This is a genomic window from Caballeronia sp. SEWSISQ10-4 2, assembly GCF_030464885.1.
GTDB lineage: Bacteria > Pseudomonadota > Gammaproteobacteria > Burkholderiales > Burkholderiaceae > Caballeronia.
In genome coordinates this window covers 37,999-55,285 of the sequence record NZ_JALPRJ010000006.1, presented here as the reverse complement: position 1 = coordinate 55,285, position 17,287 = coordinate 37,999, and the positions used below count along the sequence as shown (strand labels likewise).

Below are 17,287 nucleotides of genomic sequence, written 5' to 3'. Positions count from 1 at the left end.
GAACACGAACTTTCGATGAAGATCATTTTCTACGAGCACCACGCCGAGACCCTGCTCTGGCTCAACGATCTGGCCCACGCGCTTCCCGAAGCCGATGTGCGCCAATGGCAACCAGGAGACACCGCACCCGCCGACTACGCGGTCGTCTGGCGCGCACCGGCCGAGTTATTCGCGAACCGGCCGGATCTGAAAGCGGTGTTCAATCTCGGCGCGGGCGTCGATGCGATCCTCGACGTCGAACGCAAGCAACCCGGCACACTGCCGCCGAATGCGCTGCTCGTACGCCTGGAAGACAGCGGCATGGCGCACCAGATGGTCGAATACGCGACCCACACGGTGCTGCGCTACCTGCGCCGCCTGGATGAATACGACGCGCTTCAGCGCGAGCATCGCTGGCAAAAACTCCCGCCTTACGCGCTCAAGGACTTCACGGTGGGCGTGATGGGCATGGGCGTTCTCGGTGCGCGGGTCGCGCAGACGCTGGCGGGGTTCGGCATGCCGGTCCGCGGTTTCAGCCGTACGAAACGGGATATTGACGGCGTGCAGACTTTCGCTGGCGCCGGGCAGTTCGAGACCTTCCTCGACGGCACGAGGGTGCTCATCAACCTTCTGCCGCATACGCCGGACACCGAAGGCATCCTGAACCGGCGCACGTTCGAACGGCTCGCACCGGGCGCGTATCTCGTCAATCTCGCGCGCGGCGGGCATCTTGTGGACGACGATCTGCTCCACGCCATGCAGACCGGCCAGATCGCCGCCGCAACACTCGATGTTTTCCACACCGAGCCGCTGCCGGACAATCATCCGTTCTGGCACACGCCGCGCATCACGATCACGCCGCATATTTCCGCCGAAACGCTGCGCGAAGAAAGCATCGAGCAGATCGCGCACAAGATCATGGCGCTCACGCACGGCGAGCCGATATCCGGCATAGTCGACGTAAAACGCGGTTATTAACGCTGACCGAGACAGACACGTACTCAAAGGAGACAGGCATGCTTCCCGCCAAAGTAAAAATCGTCGAAGTAGGCCCGCGCGACGGCTTGCAGAACGAGAAGGAATTCGTCGCGACCGAGGTCAAGATCGAACTGGTGAACCGGCTGGCGAACGCGGGTTTGCAGAACGTGGAATCGGCTTCGTTCGTATCGCCGAAATGGGTGCCGCAAATGGCCGACGGCGCGGCCGTGATGGTCGGCATCGAGCGGCGTCCGGGCACGATCTACTCGGCGCTCACGCCGAATCTGCGCGGCTTCGAAGCGGCGCTGGACGCGAAAGTCGATGAAATCGTCATCTTCGGTGCAGCCAGCGAAGCGTTCTCGCAGAAGAATATCAATTGCAGCATCGCGGAGAGCATTGCGCGCTTCGAACCGGTTGCGAAGGCCGCGAAAGAGGCCGGGCTGCGCCTGCGCGGCAGCATTTCGTGCGCGCTCGGTTGTCCGTACCAAGGCGACGTGCCGATCGAAGCCGTGGTCGACGTCGTGCAGCGCATGAAGGCGCTCGGCTGCGATGAAATCGATATCGCCGACACCATCGGCGTCGGCACTGCTGGCCGTACGCGCGACGTGATGGCGGCGGTATCGAAGGTGTTTCCGCGCGAACGGCTCTCCGGTCATTTCCACGATACCTATGGTCAAGCGGTCGCAAATATCTATGCGTCGCTGCAGGAAGGCATCGAGATTTTCCATGCTTCCGTCGCGGGACTCGGCGGCTGTCCGTACGCGAAAGGCGCGACCGGCAACGTGGCGACCGAGGACGTCATCTTCCTGCTGAACGGCCTCGGTATTAAAACCGGCGTCGATCTCGATCAGCTCGTGGAGATCGGCGACTTCATTTCGCGGACGATCGGCAAGCCCAGCGCGTCGCGTGTGGGACGTGCGTTGCTCGCGAAGAAACGCGACGCCGCGGCGTCATGCGTTTGATGGTCAGCTCACTACTTTCACTATGAATACGATGAACGAAACACTCGACGCCCTGCCCGACTCCGCCCGCCGCGTGGCGCTCCTGCTGCAGGAGCGCGGACACACGAAGCCCATCGTGATGCTGGCGGAAACCGGCAAGACATCGGCTGAAGCGGCGGCCGGCCTCGGCTGCTCGGTCGCGCAAATCGCCAAATCCATTCTGTTTCGCCGCAGGAAAGACGACGCGCCGGTGCTCGTGATTGCGAGCGGTGTAAATCGTGTGGATGAGAAGAAAGTGGCTGAACGTGTGGGTGAACTCGCCCGCGCCGATGCCAAGTTTGTCCGTGAAAAAACCGGCTATGCAATCGGCGGCGTGTGCCCGATTGGTCATGCCACGCCGCCGCTGACGCTGATCGATGAAGACTTGCTCGCACTCGATAGTCTCTGGGCCGCCGCCGGCCATCCGCACGCGGTGTTCAATCTGACGCCGCAGGAACTGGTCGCGCTGACCGGCGCGCCGATCGCCGATGTGGCGTTGCGCGAGACTGCGTGATGACTGAGGCCGTAGCGTCGCCGTGTATCGATGTATGCAGGATGAATCCATCGACGGGGCTTTGCGACGGTTGTTTTCGCACAATCGATGAAATTGCGGGCTGGTCGTCTTTCGATGACACGCGAAAAGCGGCGGTACTGAAGCAAGCGGAAGCGCGAAAAAAAGGGCCGCGCGTGGTGCGTATTGGCGAGCGCTTCTCCGCCACGATGCCGAATGAGCCAAACGCATGATCACGTTCCGGGCGTCCATGCGAGTGTTCGAACGCGGCTGGCTGTCGTCGAATAACGTGCTTTTCATCGATGACACACGCACCGCTTTGGTCGACTCCGGCTACGCGGCACACGCACCGCAAACCCTTGCGCTCGTGCGCAATGCGATTGGTGGCAACCGCACGCTTGATCTGATCGTGAACACGCATCTGCATTCGGACCATTGCGGCGGCAATGCGTTGCTGCAGGCGAACTTCGCGTGCGAGACGCTGATTCCAGAGACCGAAGCGGACGCCGTGCGCGACTGGGACGAAGACCGACTCACGTTCCGCGGAAGCGGGCAAAGCTGCGAGCGTTTCACTTTCACCGACACGATTGCGCCGGGCGCGACGCTCCGGCTTGGTGGCCTCGACTGGTCAGTGCTCGGCGCGCCCGGCCACGACCCGCATTCGCTGATGCTGTACTGCGCCGAAGAACGCGTGCTGATCAGCGCCGATGCGCTGTGGGAAAACGGCTTCGGCGTGATCTTTCCCGAACTGGAAGGTGACAGCGGTTTCGCGGAACAGCGCGCGGTGTTGGATGTGATCGCCACGCTGGACGTGCGAGCGGTGATTCCCGGCCACGGCGCACCGTTCACGGATGTTTCGAAGGCGTTGGATATCGCTTGGTCGCGAATCGATTATCTGAGCGCCGATCCCGCACGCAACGCGAAGAACGCGCTGAAGGTGCTGATCGTGTTCAAGCTGATGGAATTGCGCTCGATGCAGATCGACGAACTGTTGCTGCTGATCGACGAAGCCCGGTTGATGCGCGCGGCCGCCAACATGCTCTCCGATGATCGTCGGGGATTGGTGCGCAAGTATCTTGCCGAACTGGCGGCAAGCGGCGCACTGAAGGTGCGAGGCGAGACGGTGAAGATTGCCTGAACGGATCGCCTGAATGCTCAGGCGCGATACTTGAAACGGCCAAAAGAAAGCCGCTTGTAGACCAAGCGGCGGAATTTTGTTGACGTGATCAGCGCCGTTTGCATCGTAGCGCGCCTGTTTTTGAGATGCATCGGTGCTTTCCCTACAGACTAATAACAACGAGTTGAACGGGCCATGACGCGGGCGTGCAGGACCCTTACGCCTCCTCGCTCGCCTCGAAAAACGCGAGGATTTCCGCGAGCAATTCGTCGGGTACTTCTTCCGGAATATAGTGGCCCGAAGGCAACGAACGGCCACTGACATCGCGTGCCACACGGCGCCATTCGTCCAGCGGCTCGAAGCACTGCTCGATCACACCTTCCTGCCCCCACAACACCCGCAGCGGACACGCAATCCTGTTGCCGCACTCAATATCCGCGCGATCATGCTCGAGATCGATCGTCGCCGACGCCCGATAATCCTCGCACATCGCATGCACCGCGCCGGGCTGGCGCAGCGCATCGCGATATGCCTGCAACGCATGCTGCGCGAACGGCGTGAGCCCCGCGTGGCGACTGCCCATCACCCGCTCGATATACGCATCCGGGTGCGCGCCGATCAGCAATTCGGGCAAGGGCTCGGGCTGGATCAGGAAGAACCAGTGGAAATAGGCAGTGGCAAAGGCGCGATCAGTGGCGTCGTACATGGCGAGCGTCGGCGCTATGTCGAGCAGCATCAGGCGGTCGATGACCTGCGGGAAATCCAGCGCCATCCGGTGCGCCACGCGCGCGCCGCGATCGTGCGCGCAAACCATGAAACGCTCGAAGCCGAAGTGCCGCATGACCGCGACCTGATCGGCGGCCATGGCGCGTTTCGAATAAGGTGTGTGCTGCGCGTCGCTGACTGGTTTCGCCGACGCGCCGTAACCGCGCAAATCGGTCGCGATCACGGTGAAATGCTGAGCCAGAACATCGGCCAGCCGATGCCAGATCTCGTGCGTCTGCGGGTGACCGTGAAGCAGCAAAAGCGGCGGCCCGTTGCCGCCCTTCATGCCGAAGAGTTCGACGCCCGCGGCGTCGACGGTGAACGGCTCGTAGTCTTCGAACGACATGGCGTGAATGTCCGTATGGCTGGAAAAGCATTGTAGGCGTCCCCAACGATACTAAACTGCCTGCCGGTAGGCGCTTTCGTAGAAGCTGAAGACTTCTTCCAATGCGCCCGGCGATCGCGCATCGAAAGATTCGCCTATAATCGAACGGTCGTTCGCATGCCTTGGGCGCATGCGTTTAGCTTCGCAAGTCCGACCGAAATCGCCGCGAAGTCCCACATCAGATGGACGCGCGGGTATCGCCGGCTTCACACTCAATCAGGAGACTCGAGTCATGGCACTTCCCGCCGCTCTGCAACACCTCGCGCTACCGGTCATCGCCTCGCCGATGTTCATCGTCAGCTATCCCGATCTCGTGCTCGCGCAGTGCAAGGCGGGCATCGTCGGCTCGTTTCCTGCGCTGAACGCCCGGCCGGCCGAGCTGCTGGACGAATGGCTCACGCAAATCGGCGAGGGAATCGAGGCGCATAAGGCGGCTAATCCGGGCGCACCGGTCGGTCCGGTCGCGGTGAACCAGATCGTGCATCACTCGAACGCGCGGCTTGAAGCGGATGTGCGCGTGTGCGTCGAGCATCGTGTGCCTATTTTCATCACGAGCCTGCGGGCGCCGGTCAAGGAGATGATCGACGCCGTGCACAGCTACGGCGGCATCGTGCTGCACGACGTGATCAACTTGCGGCACGCGGAAAAGGCGCTGGAAGCAGGGGTCGACGGCCTGATCCTGGTCGCGGCCGGTGCGGGCGGACACGCGGGCATGACGTCGCCGTTCGCGCTCGTGGGCGAAGTGCGGCGCATCTTCGACGGCCCGATCGCGCTGTCCGGTGCGATCGCGAATGGCGGCTCCATTCTCGCCGCGCAAGCCATGGGCGCGGATTTCGCGTATATCGGCACGCGCTTTATCGCCACGCGCGAGGCGCATGCGCTGGAAGAGTACAAGACCGCGATCGTCGGTTCGAAAGCCGCGGACATCATCTATACGAACCTCTTTACCGGCGTGCACGGCAACTATATTCGTCAGAGCATTCTCAACGCCGGACTTGATCCGGACGCGCTGCCTGCATCGGACAAAGGCGCGATGAATTTCGGCGACGCCGCGATCAAGGCCAAAGCGTGGAAGGAAATCTGGGGCGCGGGACAAGGCGTCGGCCTGATGGACGACGTACCGACGGTGGCGGAACTGGTAACGCGGCTCAAGCAGGAATACGACGACGCGAAAGCCCGGCTGGGTATTGGTATCGCGCGATAGCGCGTTGGATACGCTCCCGCACTTGATAACAAAAACGCCGCCTGATTGATTCAGGCGGCGTTTTTGTATTGCCGGGAGCAAGCGCATAGCGCTCGCCGCCCGCGCTTAGAACTTCGTGCGAATGCCCACACCGTACGTATTGCCGCTCGACATGCTCGTGTACTTGTCGTTCAGGTACGCAGCATAGACGTCCGTGCGCTTCGACAGCGGATAGTCGTAGCCGACAGCCCAGCTCTTGTGCGTCTGGTCGAGGCCGCCGTTGCTGCGCGAATACGCATACGACGCCATCACCGAACCCACGCCCAGAGGTACCGTCACGCCGCCTTGCCCCGTGTTCACGTGGAACGTACCCGGATCGATATCGTTCTTCGTGTACATGTACTGCGCGAAGAACTTGACGTATTTCATGTCGTACGACGCGCCGAACTGGGCCACGCTTTGGCTCTTGTAACCCGCCACGAAGGACGTCAAGTCACCCGGCGTTGCGCTGAAATTCACATACTGATAAACGCCGGTTGCCGCAAACGGGCCGTGGAAATACAGGAATTGCGCACTGTATTTCTTCGAGCCGTTCTGGCCGGCCTGGTTGCCAAAGCTGTACATCGCGCTACCCGACAAGCCGCTGAAATCGGGCGTTGTGTACTGGACGGAATTGTTCCAACCCGAATCGCCGACTACGCCCTGGTCCGTCGTGTACGTCGGGAACGTGCTCTGGCCGAGGAACACGTGATACACCATCGGCGAGAAGGTGTACGAATCGATGAACGGGTTGAACAGGATCGTCGATACAAAGAGCTGCGTGGTCAGGCGGCCAGCAGTGACCGTACCGTACGGCGACTGGATACCGACATACGAGTTGCGCGCAAAAAACGTATCGCCCTGGAAGCGGCCGAAGTTACCGTTCTGCGCACGAAAGAAGCTTTCGAGCGTGAAGATCGCCTTATAGCCGCCACCGAGATCTTCGCTGCCTTTCAAGCCCCAGTAAGACGTCGACATACCGCCGCCGCCCACGTTCCAGGCTGTGGCGCTGCCCGGGAATTTCGTGGCGCCCACCCATTCGTCGACTTGTCCGTATAGCTGGACGCTCGATTGCGCGTGGGCGGAACTGGCGGCAAGCAAGCCGAACATGCCGGCAGTAACGGTAGCCTTGGCCGCGGCTTTAAACGCGCGGTTCACGGGTGGCTTCATGGATTCTCCTGTCGTATTAACGTTAAACGGGTATTTGGCGGTGGCATTGCTTCGCCTTCGGACTGTTCTTATCGATGTCCGCTATGCGTGTGCACGGCTTAGGGCGGGACCATCTTTACGGATCATTTTTCTGGACAAAAATAACTTTGCTTATGCCGTCTATAGCGATTTGAATACATTGCACGTATCGGACTTTTATGGCGCGTGCTGCCGCGCGATATGGAAAGCGCTTGAACGGATGCCCAGCTTGCCAGTCGATGGACCGCGATGCTATATGCCACGGTGCAGCCGGGCAATCTGCATTCAGACAACAATAAGAACGCGATAAGAAACGCAGGCAGAACGCATTGTTAATGCCCGCTAATTTTGAGAGGAATGGAAGACGAGATTCTCGCGTTGAAACTGTGGTGGGATTACGTCATTGCGACGCTTTCCGTAGACGCAGGAATTGTTTTTTGTTTTGCACTCGAAAGCGAGTTCGAGTCGCGCGAGCGGTCATTGCGCCAGCTACGCGGTGTTTTGGGAGATTGGCGGGGATTGCGCGTTTCGCGCATTTAATACGGACGCTTGATTCGCGTATGTGAGTCCGTGACTCCTTGCGCCCGCGACTAATTCCGGTAAGGGGAATTGGCGGGCGAGCGAGGATCGTCGACCTGGCGACCCGACGGACGCGGGGTGCTGCGCTCTTCGTTATAACGCGCGATATCGGCACGGATCGATCCGCCGGTGCGCAACTGCGCGCCCTGCTCGGCGCGCGGTCCGCCACGCACTTCCGCGCTGATCGGCGTCAGGCCAGAGCCTGCCGCCACACGTTGATAACGGAACGGCTGGGCGCCACGCTCGACGTCATCGACTCGCATTGCATGCCGGTTCGCCGCCTGCCATTGCCCTTGGCCCGCGCTGCGGTTGAACATCGCACCGTTGTTCCCGCCGGCGAACGCCAGCGAGCCGCACAACGTCGACGCCGCAACCAGACCGGCAGCGGCGGCAAAGATCAAGCGAGCGATCAGTCGAAATCGGGTGAGCAACATGTCGATACTGCGAATTGCCCGACTAGTTTGAGCGTGTAGGCGGAAGGTGAGATCCGTCAGCATCGCCGACCGGTCATTGTCGGAACATCAGGTCCGCGCCTCACAACGACAACGCGCCCTGCCAACCGGTCTACCACTCAATTTATTGTGCTGCACGACTGGAGTCGAGCCAAAAAGTGTTAGGTCTTCCTGACGGTTGTAACACCATGTTACTTCACGTTTTTTGGGCTCTTTTCGGGATGGCGCGCGACGCTTCCTTCTTATCAAATATCCTTGATTCCGGTTACTGGCCGATGGTTTGCAGATAGTCCTGCCGAGCCCACAATCGTGCCAATTCATGCATTAGACGCATTAATAAATCACTTAAATGAATTTGCATCTTGAATTGCTATCCGGTCAAATAGCAGGTTGCGACGCTTTTCGCGCGTTTCCGTGCACCTTTTTTTGCAGGCGCACAATGTGATCGCCGGAAGTCGTCATGCACTTTCACGAATATGCGAAACGCCGATGACCCGCCCCAAGTTTCTCCCCGACAACTTCACTCTCGCACTCGTAGGCACGGTGATCCTTGCCAGCCTGCTGCCGTGCCGCGGCGCGGCAGCGGTCGGCTTCAACTGGTTGACGAACATAGCGGTCGGGCTGTTGTTTTTCCTGCACGGCGCGAAGCTCTCGCGTGAAGCGATCGTGTCAGGCATGACGCACTGGCGCCTGCACATCGTCGTGCTGCTCAGTACCTTTGCGCTGTTTCCATTGCTCGGCCTGGCGCTGAAACCCGTTCTCACGCCTCTCGTCACGCCCGCGCTGTACATGGGCATCCTGTTTCTTTGCACGCTGCCCTCCACCGTGCAATCGTCCATCGCGTTCACTTCCATCGCCAAAGGGAATGTCCCGGCGGCGGTCTGCGCCGCCTCGGCGTCGAGCCTGCTCGGCATCTTCATTACGCCCGCGCTGGTCGGACTTGTAGTGACGGACAGCACCGGCCACGCGGGTTCGGCGTGGCACACGGTCGGCAATATTGTGTTGCAACTGCTCGTGCCGTTTATTGCCGGGCAATTGCTGCGCCCGGTGATCAGCAAATGGATCGAGAAGAATCGTGGGATTCTGCGTTTCGTCGATCAAGGTTCCATCCTGCTGGTGGTGTACGTCGCGTTCAGCGAAGCAGTGAATGAAGGCATCTGGCACACGATTTCCCTGCAAACGCTCGGCGGGCTGGTCGTGGTGAACGTGGTGCTGCTTGCGCTCGCGCTGGGGTTGACAGCGTTTGCCAGCAAGCGGCTGGGCTTCAATCGCGCTGATCAGATCACGATCATTTTTTGCGGATCGAAGAAAAGCCTCGCGTCGGGCATTCCAATGGCGAAGGTGATTTTTGCCTCGCATACGGTGGGCGCGGTTGTGCTGCCGTTGATGCTTTTTCACCAGATCCAGTTGATGACGTGCGCGGTGCTCGCGCAACGCTGGGGCGCTCGCGACACCTCCGGTGAGCAAGCCCCACAGCCAGAAGGCGCCGGCGTACAAGTCGGACAATAAGCGCCGGTCCCGTGCCGAAACTGGCAATGGTGTGAAAACACGTTGCATGAGCGCCTCCGCGAACCAAAGCATGAAGCCGCCCTGTGCGGCTTTTTTGCTATTTGGAACTTGTCCGGACGTTCTGTCGATTCGGCCAGAAGGCCTATGACTTGATGCCGCGAGCCGGCAAACCCGTTGCAATCCGTCAGCACCCCTATACCGTTTGGCGGACTGGTGATCGGGCATGTGACTTGCCACACTTGTGTTCACACGCTGTTGAAAGCAGCAAGCATCTGGACGCCACATGCCGGACTTCATCCACACCCGCGCTTGGGAATCACCATGCAAAGACTGACCGCCGGAATCGCGAGTGTGTCCACGCTGGATCCGTTTTTGCGTGAACTCCGCATCGAACGCGGCTCGGACGCCGATACCGCCCGCGCGCTCCACGCCCTGATAGACGCTGGATTCGATCGTCTGCCGCTTCCCGGTCAGGGCGCGACCCTCGAGCGCTGGCGAGTGCTCGCAGCGCTCGCTTCGTGCGATCTGCCGCTGGTCAAGCTGTTCGAAGGCCACACGGACGCCCTCGCGATCATGGCTGAAATAGGCGAGGGATATGTCCCGGCAAGCGGTCAGGCTTGGGGCGTTTGGGCTGCGGAACCGCCCACGGCGCGCCTCATTGCGAAAGCCGCGCCCGCGGATATCGCCCTCCACGGCACGAAGGCGTGGTGTTCGGGAGCGGCGTCGGTGACCCACGCGCTCGTCACAGCCTGGAATGAGCGGGACGAGCCAGTTCTCGCCGCTGTCGATCTCCATCAGCCCGGTGTGCACATTACGCGTGAAGGCTGGATGGCTGTCGGCATGTCGGCGAGCGCGAGTGTGGACGTCCATTTCCATCACGCCAAAGCCACGCTCATCGGCGCACCACGTGCTTATCTGGAACGCGCCGGCTTCTGGCACGGGGGCGGCGGTATTGCAGCGTGCTGGTTTGGCGCGGCGGCGGCGATCGGCGAATTCGTCAAACGGGATGCCGCGCGTCGTGCCGATCCGCACAAGCTGGCGCATCTCGGCGCCATCGACACCGCGCTCTCCGGCGCAGCCAGCCTGTTGCGCGAAGCCGCTGACCGGATCGACCGCGAGCCGCACGCCGACCCAATGCCGGACGCCTTTCGCGTCCGCCTCGCGGCGGAACGGGCGGCGGTTGATGTCATCGCACGAGCCGGCCGTGCGCTCGGCGCCGGACCGCTTTGCCGCGACCGCCATTTCGCCAGCCTGATGGCCGATCTACCCGTCTTTATCCGGCAGAGTCACGCCGAACGCGATGAAGCCGCGCTTGCTGAACGAATCGTCAACGAGGAATGCGGCACATGGAACCTGTAGCAATTCACGCCCACGCGCCAAACGACCGCGCTATCAAGGCGCTCGGCACGCTGGAAGCTGCCTGGCAACACTCCGGGCGGCTGTCGAGCTTGCCCGAAGTCGATCCGGCGACCCTCGTGCCGCCCGGGGCACGCGCCGTTATTGTCTCGCCGCACCCGGATGACGAGATCCTCGGCACCGGCGGTCTGCTGGCGCAATTGTCCGATCTGGGCCGCAAGGTGCTGATCATCGCTGTGACCGACGGCACCGCGAGCCACCCCGATTCGCCGGAGTGGCCAACAGCGCGTCTCGCCGCGACCCGCCCGCAAGAAACACGCGACGCGCTGCAACGTCTGCGCGTGAGGCACGTCGCGCTGGTCCGGCTGCACCTCCCTGATGGCGGTGGCGAAACGTTCGAGTCGGAACTGACCGAAGCGCTAAAAGCGCATCTGGAACCCGGTGACATTGCGTTCGGAACCTGGCGTTTCGACGGCCATCCCGATCACGAGTCGGTTGGCCGTGCCATGACGGCCGTGGCCGGTGCGCTCGACCTGCCGTTCGTCGAGGTCCCCGTGTGGACCTGGCACTGGGCGACGCCCGAGGATTCACGCGTGCCCTGGAGCCGTGCCCGGCGCATCGTGCTGGACGCGGCCACGCTTGCCCGCAAGCTTCACGCGGTGCAGGCGTTCCGCAGCCAGATCGAAGCCGATAATTCGATGGGCCGCGCGGCGATCCTGCCTGAGCACGTGCTCGAACGTCTTACGCGACCGTACGAGGTCGTACTCATATGACGCCGGGATCGGACGCGCAGGACTATTTCGCTGGTCTCTATCAAAGCAGCAATGACCCGTGGCTGCTTCGCGAGCGCTGGTACGAGCGACGCAAGCGCGCGCTGACGCTGGCCACCCTTCCCGACGAGCATTACCGCCGCGCGTATGAACCCGGTTGCGCGAACGGTGAGTTGACGGCGGAACTCGCGCCTCGATGCGATACGCTTCTCGCGGCGGATTTGAATCCGGCGGCGGTCGAGCTTGCGCGCCAGCGGGTCGTGCATCTTCAGCACGTTCGAGTCGAGCAACGTGTCATGCCTGACGACTGGCCGGACGGCGAGTTCGACCTGATCGTCGTCAGCGAGGTAGCGTATTACCTGAATGAACGGCAACTGGCCGGGTTGATCGCGAGACTGACGGTTTCGCTCGCAAAGGGCGGAACGCTGATCGCCTGCCATTGGCGGCGGCCGATCGCAGGGTGGCCGCATTCCGGCGATCATGTGCACGGTGAGCTTCGCGCAAAACTCGCGCTACCGCTGCTGTCTCAGTATCAGGACGATGACATGGTGCTTGACGCGTGGTCATCGAATGGAGCGTCTGTACATCAGCGAGAAGCGCGTTAATGTATGTCATTGCGTGTTTAGTCGAAGTGGCCCGATCCATTTACTAAACAATGAAGACAATTGAAAGCCTTATGCATAGACCGTTTACGGGTTTTCTCTAGGTTTTTCTCGGAAATCGTTGCCCTGTTTTACTATACAATCGCCGCATTCGTGCGAACCCTATAGCGCTAGTAAACACGCAACGTGCCTGCAACGCAGGCAGCGCCGATAACCAAAAATCCAGGCAATGCGGAGACGAAAAACCCGATGGCCACAACCATTCGTGATGTCGCGCGCGCAGCCAGTGTGTCAATTGGCACGGTATCGCGGGCGCTGAAAAACCAGCCGGGCTTGTCGGAGGCAACGCGGGAACGCGTGGTGGAAGCGGCGCGGGAACTTGGCTACGATGCGGCCCAGCTTCGCACCCGCATCCGGCGCGTCACCTTCCTGTTGCATCGCCAGCACAATAACTTCGCGGTCAGCCCGTTCTTTTCGCACGTGCTGCACGGCTTCGAGGAAGCGTGCCGCGAGCGGAGGCTGGTGCCGTCGGTACTGACGGCCGGCCCGACTCACGATCTCGCCCAGCAAATGCGGCTTCACGCGCCGGACGCCGTGGCGGTAGCCGGGTTTATCGAGCCGGAGCTGCTCGCTCATCTGCGCTCCATGAACCGGCCGGTCGTACTGATCGATTTGCGCGCGCCGGGATTCCGTTCTGTCAACGTCGATAACGCCCGCGGCGCCGCGCTCGCCATGCAGCATCTGTTTGCACTCGGACGCAAGCGGATTGCGTTCATCGGCGGATCGCTGGCGCACTACAGCATCTCGCAGCGGGCAATGGGTTATCGGCTGGCGTATTTCGAAGCGGGATTGCTCTTCAATCCGACGCTGGAAGTCACCACGCAGCCGGCTATCGACGCCGACCTTGCCGCCGCCGACGCCATGGAACGCCTGATCGCCCAAGCGCGCGCGCAATCTGCACCGATGCCGGACGCCGTTTTCGCCTATAACGATGCTGCGGCCCTCGCTGCCATGCGCGTCTGTCTCGCGCACGGTTTGCGGGTGCCGGAAGACATCGCGTTCGTCGGTTTCGACGACATTCCCGCCGCCGCGCAAAGCACGCCTCCGCTCACCACGGTCACGGTCGACAAAGAAGCGCTCGGACGGCGCGGCGTGGAATTGCTGCTGGAAACCGCCCAGAATCAGGACAACGCGAACACCACCGACACGCTTGTGCCCGTGCGCCTGATTTCTCGCGCGAGCTCGGCCATAACACGGACACAGACACCGGTATGAACTCAACCGCTCTGAACGTGGCGAGTCCGGCAGAACCGGACTTTCGCAACCGCGACTTCCTCCTCGATCACGTTGGTCACACCCTCGCGTTCTACGCGCGAACCGCCCGCGACGATTCGGGCGGTTTTTTCCATTTTTTCAAGGACGACAGCACGGTCTACGACCGCACCACGCGCCATCTCGTCAGCAGCACGCGCTTCGTCTTCAATCACGCGATGGCCTTTCGCCACTTCGGCGGCCAGCAGCATCAGGATAACGCCCGGCACGCGTTTGCGTTCCTGCGCAACGCGCATTGGGACGCGGTGAATGAAGGCTACGACTGGGAAATCGAATGGCGCGACGGCACGAAACGCACGCTCGACGGCACGCGGCATTGCTACGGCCACGCGTTCGTTCTGCTCGCATGCGCGCACGCGGCGATGGCGGGTATCGATGAAGCCAAACCCTTGATCGATGAAACCTTCCAGTTGATGGACAAGCATTTCTGGGACGCGGGCGCCGGTCTGTACGCCGATGAAGCCACGCCCGACTGGCAGTTGTCGTCGTATCGGGGGCAGAACGCCAACATGCACGCCACCGAAGCGCTGCTCGCCGCGTACGAGGCGACCGGCCACGTGCTTTACCTGGATCGCGCGGAAAAAATCGCCGGCAACATCACGTTGCGCCAGGCGCGGCTGAGCAACGGCCTGGTCTGGGAGCATTACCACGCCGATTGGTCGATCGACTGGCATTACAACGAATCCGACAGTTCCAACATTTTTCGTCCATGGGGTTTCCAGCCCGGCCATCAGACCGAATGGGCGAAGCTGCTGCTGATCCTGGAGCGGCATCGCGCCTTGCCGTGGCTGGCGCCCCGCGCCATCGAGCTATTCGATGCAGGTTTCAATCGCGCGTGGGACGAGCAGCACGGCGGCCTGTATTACGGCTTCGGCCCCGACGACTCGATCTGCGACCACGACAAATATTTCTGGGTGCAGGCGGAGAGCTTCGCCACCGCCGCGCTGCTCGGCAAGCGGACCGGCCTGGAGCGATTCTGGGATTGCTACGACGAGCTCTGGCGTTACAGCTGGAAGCATTTCGTCGATCACGAACATGGCGCGTGGTTCCGCATCCTGACCTGCGACAACCGCAAGTACGGCGACGAAAAAAGTCCGGCCGGCAAGACCGATTACCACACGATGGGCGCGTGCTACGAAGTGCTCAACGCAATAGGCGCCGCAAACGCGCCCCAAGAAAACCGCGAGACGGCGAAAGAGACAAGCTAAACGGTGAGCACGATGACCTCCAATTCAAACTTCCCGCAATTCGTCTCGGCCGGCGACATTCTCACCGACCTGATCCGCACTGGGCCGTCGGACTGGCTGTCGCGGCCAGGCGGCGCTGGCTGGAACGTCGCACGCGCCGTTGCGCGTCTCGGGCTGCCGACGGCATCCGCCGGTTCGCTCGGCACGGACAATTTCTCCGATGAACTCTGGGACGCGAGCGTCGCGGCGGGCCTCGACATGCGTTTCATGCAGCGCGTCGAGCGGCCACCGCTGCTGGCGATCGTCCACAAGACGCAACCGCCGACTTATTACTTCATGGGTGAAAACGGCGCGGATCTCGCCTTCGATCCCACCCATCTGCCGTCCGGCTGGATGGACGCGGTCAAATGGGCGCACTTCGGCTGCATCAGCCTGGTCCGCCAGCCGCTCGGCGACACGCTCGCCCGCCTCGCCGCGCAACTGCGCGAACACGGCGTGAAGATCAGCTTCGACCCGAACTACCGGAACCTGATGGAGCACGGTTACGAGCCGACCTTGCGCAAGATGGCAGCGCTCGCCGACCTGATCAAAGTCTCCGACGAAGATCTGCAAAAGCTCTTCCCTTCAATACCGAATGAAGCCGACGCCATCGCCGAAATTCGCGCGATGAACCCGCTGGCCACCGTGCTCGTCACGCGAGGTTCGGCCGAAGCCACGCTGCACGCCGGAAACGAAAGCTGGCAGGCGAGGCCGCCGAAAGTCGACGTCGCCGATACGGTCGGCGCCGGCGATGCGTCCATCGGCGGTTTGCTGTACAGCTTGATGGCACGCGCCGGCGGCTGGCCCGAGCACCTGCGTTTCGCGCTGGCGGCAGGCGCGGCGGCGTGCCGGATGTCGGGTGCGCATTCGCCTTCGCTGGAAGAGGTAGAAGATTTACTGGCCTGAGCTTGAAGCCTGAGCTTAAGACTCGAGGCCTGTGCCCGCCGGTTAAATAAGAGACGGTCATACGCGCGATAAATACGCGTGCTAGGATCATTTCAACCTTTGCCGGAGGTGCATCATGGAAGACACGATCTACACGAAAGGCATCTACACCGCGACGATCGGCGCCCACGCCATAGACCGCGGCCAGTTTCGAGGCGTCGTCACGCTGGTGCGGGACGACGGCGAAGACGGCGAGGACTCAGAGCCAAAGTTATACGACGTCGCTGCCACATCGCTATCCGAAGAAGAGGCGCTCGAAGAAGCCCGCGCGCTCGCGCACCGGATCCTCGGCGAACTCGAACTATAAAAAACGGCGACGCGGGAATTCCGCGCCGCCGTTTTCGTTTGAACGGGAGTAGCAGGAGCAACAGAAGTACGAGAAGTACGAGAAGTACGAGAAGTACCAGCAGTAACGGGAGAACCACCATGCCGGAACAACTCTTCCTCTACGGCGTCTACTCCATCCACGTACGGCCCCTCGAACTGCAAGGGGCGCGCTGGGACGCCGAATACGAAATCCGCCACCACGACAAAGCCGTGCAGCCGTGGAAAACGGTCGGCGGCGATAACGGTTTGTCGAGTCCCACCGACGCCGTCGACGCCGCGCATGTGCAAGCGGTTGCGGACATAGAAGCCGGTGCGGGCATTCCCAAGCCTAAGACGTTCCCCTGAGCAAAAGAAGCAAAGAACGTCAGGACTTCGAACTCACCGAACCGGAGCCCGTCTGCTGCTGCGAGGCGGCTGACGGCACTTTCTGCGCCTCCTGTTTATCGATCGATACCGCGCGTTCGTGCGCCTCGCGTGAGGTGGCGCGCGCGACATAATCCGAGAGCACACCGCCCGGCTCGATCAGCTTCGCCATATAGGCAATTTGCAGCGTGCTCGAGACGAGGATATCGGCGGCGGTAAAGCGTTCGCCCAGCAGCCACGGGCCGTCAATAAGTGCCGATTCGATCGCCTTTTCCACCCGGCCCAGATCGCCCCAGCCGAAGCTCACGCTGTTACCCGGTGCGCCCGTCATCCGTTCGGCCATAGCCGGTTCGAGACAGGCGCCCGTGAAGAACATCCATTGGAGGAAACGGCCGCGCAACGGATCGTCCGAGGCAACGCCAAGGCCGGCTTGCGGGTATTTATCGGCGAGATAGAGCAGCACCGCGCCCGATTCCGCGACGCACACGCCGTCGTCATCGAGCGCGGGCAATTTCGACATCGGGTTCACGGCGCAAAACGTCGGAGCGTTTTGTTCGCCCGCTCGAATGTTCACGTAGGCAAACTCATACGGCACGCGCAGTTCCTCGAGCATCCACAGCGCGCGAAACGCGCGCGTCTTCGGCCAGTAGTAGAGCTTCATGGGCGGATTGTCCTTTTTCGTGGCGCTGCGTTATCAGGAG

Annotated in this window: 20 protein-coding genes; 16 read left to right on the top strand and 4 right to left on the bottom strand. The window is 61.6% G+C overall.

Annotated elements, in window-relative coordinates; all coding sequences use genetic code 11:
• The first annotated feature begins 15 nt into the window (after window positions 1-15).
• The 5 genes from M0D69_RS05600 to M0D69_RS05580 are packed head-to-tail and all read left to right on the top strand — an operon-like array spanning window position 16 to window position 3,586.
• A complete protein-coding gene (locus tag M0D69_RS05600) occupies window positions 16-957 on the top strand; it encodes a glyoxylate/hydroxypyruvate reductase A (RefSeq protein ID WP_301781081.1) in 942 nt (313 codons plus the stop codon).
• Between the two features lie 38 nt (window positions 958-995).
• On the top strand, window positions 996-1,919 hold the full coding sequence (locus M0D69_RS05595; protein WP_301781080.1) for a hydroxymethylglutaryl-CoA lyase: 924 nt from the start codon (window positions 996-998) through the stop codon (window positions 1,917-1,919).
• A 22-nt stretch (window positions 1,920-1,941) separates the two neighbouring features.
• Window positions 1,942-2,451 (top strand): YbaK/EbsC family protein, encoded by a 510-nt coding sequence (locus tag M0D69_RS05590; protein WP_301781079.1) that lies wholly within the window; start codon window positions 1,942-1,944, stop codon window positions 2,449-2,451.
• Window positions 2,451-2,681: a DUF1289 domain-containing protein gene (locus tag M0D69_RS05585; protein WP_301781078.1), complete on the top strand. Its 231-nt coding sequence runs from the start codon at window positions 2,451-2,453 to the stop codon at window positions 2,679-2,681. The genes M0D69_RS05590 and M0D69_RS05585 overlap by 1 nt, the downstream gene beginning before the upstream one ends.
• Window positions 2,678-3,586: an MBL fold metallo-hydrolase gene (locus M0D69_RS05580; RefSeq protein ID WP_301781077.1), complete on the top strand. Its 909-nt coding sequence runs from the start codon at window positions 2,678-2,680 to the stop codon at window positions 3,584-3,586. Before M0D69_RS05585 ends, M0D69_RS05580 begins: the two co-directional genes overlap by 4 nt.
• 196 nt (window positions 3,587-3,782) lie before the next feature.
• On the opposite strand, the gene M0D69_RS05575 is transcribed toward M0D69_RS05580, so the two are convergent.
• A complete protein-coding gene (locus tag M0D69_RS05575; RefSeq protein ID WP_301781076.1) occupies window positions 3,783-4,676 on the bottom strand; it encodes an alpha/beta fold hydrolase in 894 nt (297 codons plus the stop codon).
• A gap of 271 nt (window positions 4,677-4,947) precedes the next feature.
• Here M0D69_RS05575 and M0D69_RS05570 point away from each other — a divergent pair, with 271 nt between their 5' ends.
• Window positions 4,948-5,919 (top strand): nitronate monooxygenase family protein, encoded by a 972-nt coding sequence (locus M0D69_RS05570; RefSeq protein WP_301781075.1) that lies wholly within the window; start codon window positions 4,948-4,950, stop codon window positions 5,917-5,919.
• Window positions 5,920-6,024: 105 nt separating this feature from the next.
• On the opposite strand, the gene M0D69_RS05565 is transcribed toward M0D69_RS05570, so the two are convergent.
• Window positions 6,025-7,047, bottom strand: a complete 1,023-nt coding sequence (locus M0D69_RS05565; RefSeq protein WP_301781192.1) for a porin — start codon at window positions 7,045-7,047, stop codon at window positions 6,025-6,027.
• A 435-nt stretch (window positions 7,048-7,482) separates the two neighbouring features.
• Here M0D69_RS05565 and M0D69_RS05560 point away from each other — a divergent pair, with 435 nt between their 5' ends.
• Window positions 7,483-7,665 carry a hypothetical protein gene (locus tag M0D69_RS05560; RefSeq protein WP_301781074.1) on the top strand — a complete coding sequence of 61 codons (183 nt, stop codon included), beginning with the start codon at window positions 7,483-7,485 and terminating at the stop codon, window positions 7,663-7,665.
• Window positions 7,666-7,715: 50 nt separating this feature from the next.
• On the opposite strand, the gene M0D69_RS05555 is transcribed toward M0D69_RS05560, so the two are convergent.
• The gene (locus M0D69_RS05555; RefSeq protein WP_301781073.1) at window positions 7,716-8,138 is read right to left on the bottom strand and encodes a hypothetical protein; all 423 of its coding nucleotides are present in this window, start codon (window positions 8,136-8,138) and stop codon (window positions 7,716-7,718) included.
• A gap of 507 nt (window positions 8,139-8,645) precedes the next feature.
• On the opposite strand from M0D69_RS05555, the gene M0D69_RS05550 reads away from it, so the two are divergent.
• The 9 genes from M0D69_RS05550 to M0D69_RS05510 all read left to right on the top strand — a co-directional run bounded on the left by M0D69_RS05550 (window position 8,646) and on the right by M0D69_RS05510 (window position 16,568).
• Complete coding sequence (locus M0D69_RS05550; RefSeq protein WP_301781072.1) at window positions 8,646-9,665, top strand: bile acid:sodium symporter family protein; 1,020 nt, start codon at window positions 8,646-8,648, stop codon at window positions 9,663-9,665.
• A gap of 321 nt (window positions 9,666-9,986) precedes the next feature.
• Window positions 9,987-11,024: an acyl-CoA dehydrogenase gene (locus M0D69_RS05545; RefSeq protein ID WP_301781071.1), complete on the top strand. Its 1,038-nt coding sequence runs from the start codon at window positions 9,987-9,989 to the stop codon at window positions 11,022-11,024.
• Complete coding sequence (locus M0D69_RS05540) at window positions 11,012-11,794, top strand: PIG-L deacetylase family protein (protein ID WP_301781070.1); 783 nt, start codon at window positions 11,012-11,014, stop codon at window positions 11,792-11,794. Before M0D69_RS05545 ends, M0D69_RS05540 begins: the two co-directional genes overlap by 13 nt.
• The gene (locus M0D69_RS05535) at window positions 11,791-12,396 is read left to right on the top strand and encodes a class I SAM-dependent methyltransferase (RefSeq protein ID WP_301781069.1); all 606 of its coding nucleotides are present in this window, start codon (window positions 11,791-11,793) and stop codon (window positions 12,394-12,396) included. The genes M0D69_RS05540 and M0D69_RS05535 overlap by 4 nt, the downstream gene beginning before the upstream one ends.
• 246 nt (window positions 12,397-12,642) lie before the next feature.
• Window positions 12,643-13,668, top strand: a complete 1,026-nt coding sequence (locus tag M0D69_RS05530) for a LacI family DNA-binding transcriptional regulator (protein ID WP_301781068.1) — start codon at window positions 12,643-12,645, stop codon at window positions 13,666-13,668.
• On the top strand, window positions 13,665-14,933 hold the full coding sequence (locus M0D69_RS05525) for an AGE family epimerase/isomerase (RefSeq protein ID WP_301781067.1): 1,269 nt from the start codon (window positions 13,665-13,667) through the stop codon (window positions 14,931-14,933). The genes M0D69_RS05530 and M0D69_RS05525 overlap by 4 nt, the downstream gene beginning before the upstream one ends.
• A 12-nt stretch (window positions 14,934-14,945) precedes the next feature.
• Complete coding sequence (locus tag M0D69_RS05520) at window positions 14,946-15,857, top strand: carbohydrate kinase (protein WP_301781066.1); 912 nt, start codon at window positions 14,946-14,948, stop codon at window positions 15,855-15,857.
• A 115-nt stretch (window positions 15,858-15,972) separates the two neighbouring features.
• Window positions 15,973-16,203 carry a hypothetical protein gene (locus M0D69_RS05515; protein ID WP_301781065.1) on the top strand — a complete coding sequence of 77 codons (231 nt, stop codon included), beginning with the start codon at window positions 15,973-15,975 and terminating at the stop codon, window positions 16,201-16,203.
• Window positions 16,204-16,322: 119 nt separating this feature from the next.
• The gene (locus M0D69_RS05510; protein ID WP_301781064.1) at window positions 16,323-16,568 is read left to right on the top strand and encodes a hypothetical protein; all 246 of its coding nucleotides are present in this window, start codon (window positions 16,323-16,325) and stop codon (window positions 16,566-16,568) included.
• Between the two features lie 19 nt (window positions 16,569-16,587).
• Here M0D69_RS05510 and M0D69_RS05505 read toward each other — a convergent pair whose 3' ends face one another.
• On the bottom strand, window positions 16,588-17,247 hold the full coding sequence (locus M0D69_RS05505) for a glutathione S-transferase family protein (protein WP_301781063.1): 660 nt from the start codon (window positions 17,245-17,247) through the stop codon (window positions 16,588-16,590).
• Between the last annotated feature and the right edge of the window lie 40 nt (window positions 17,248-17,287).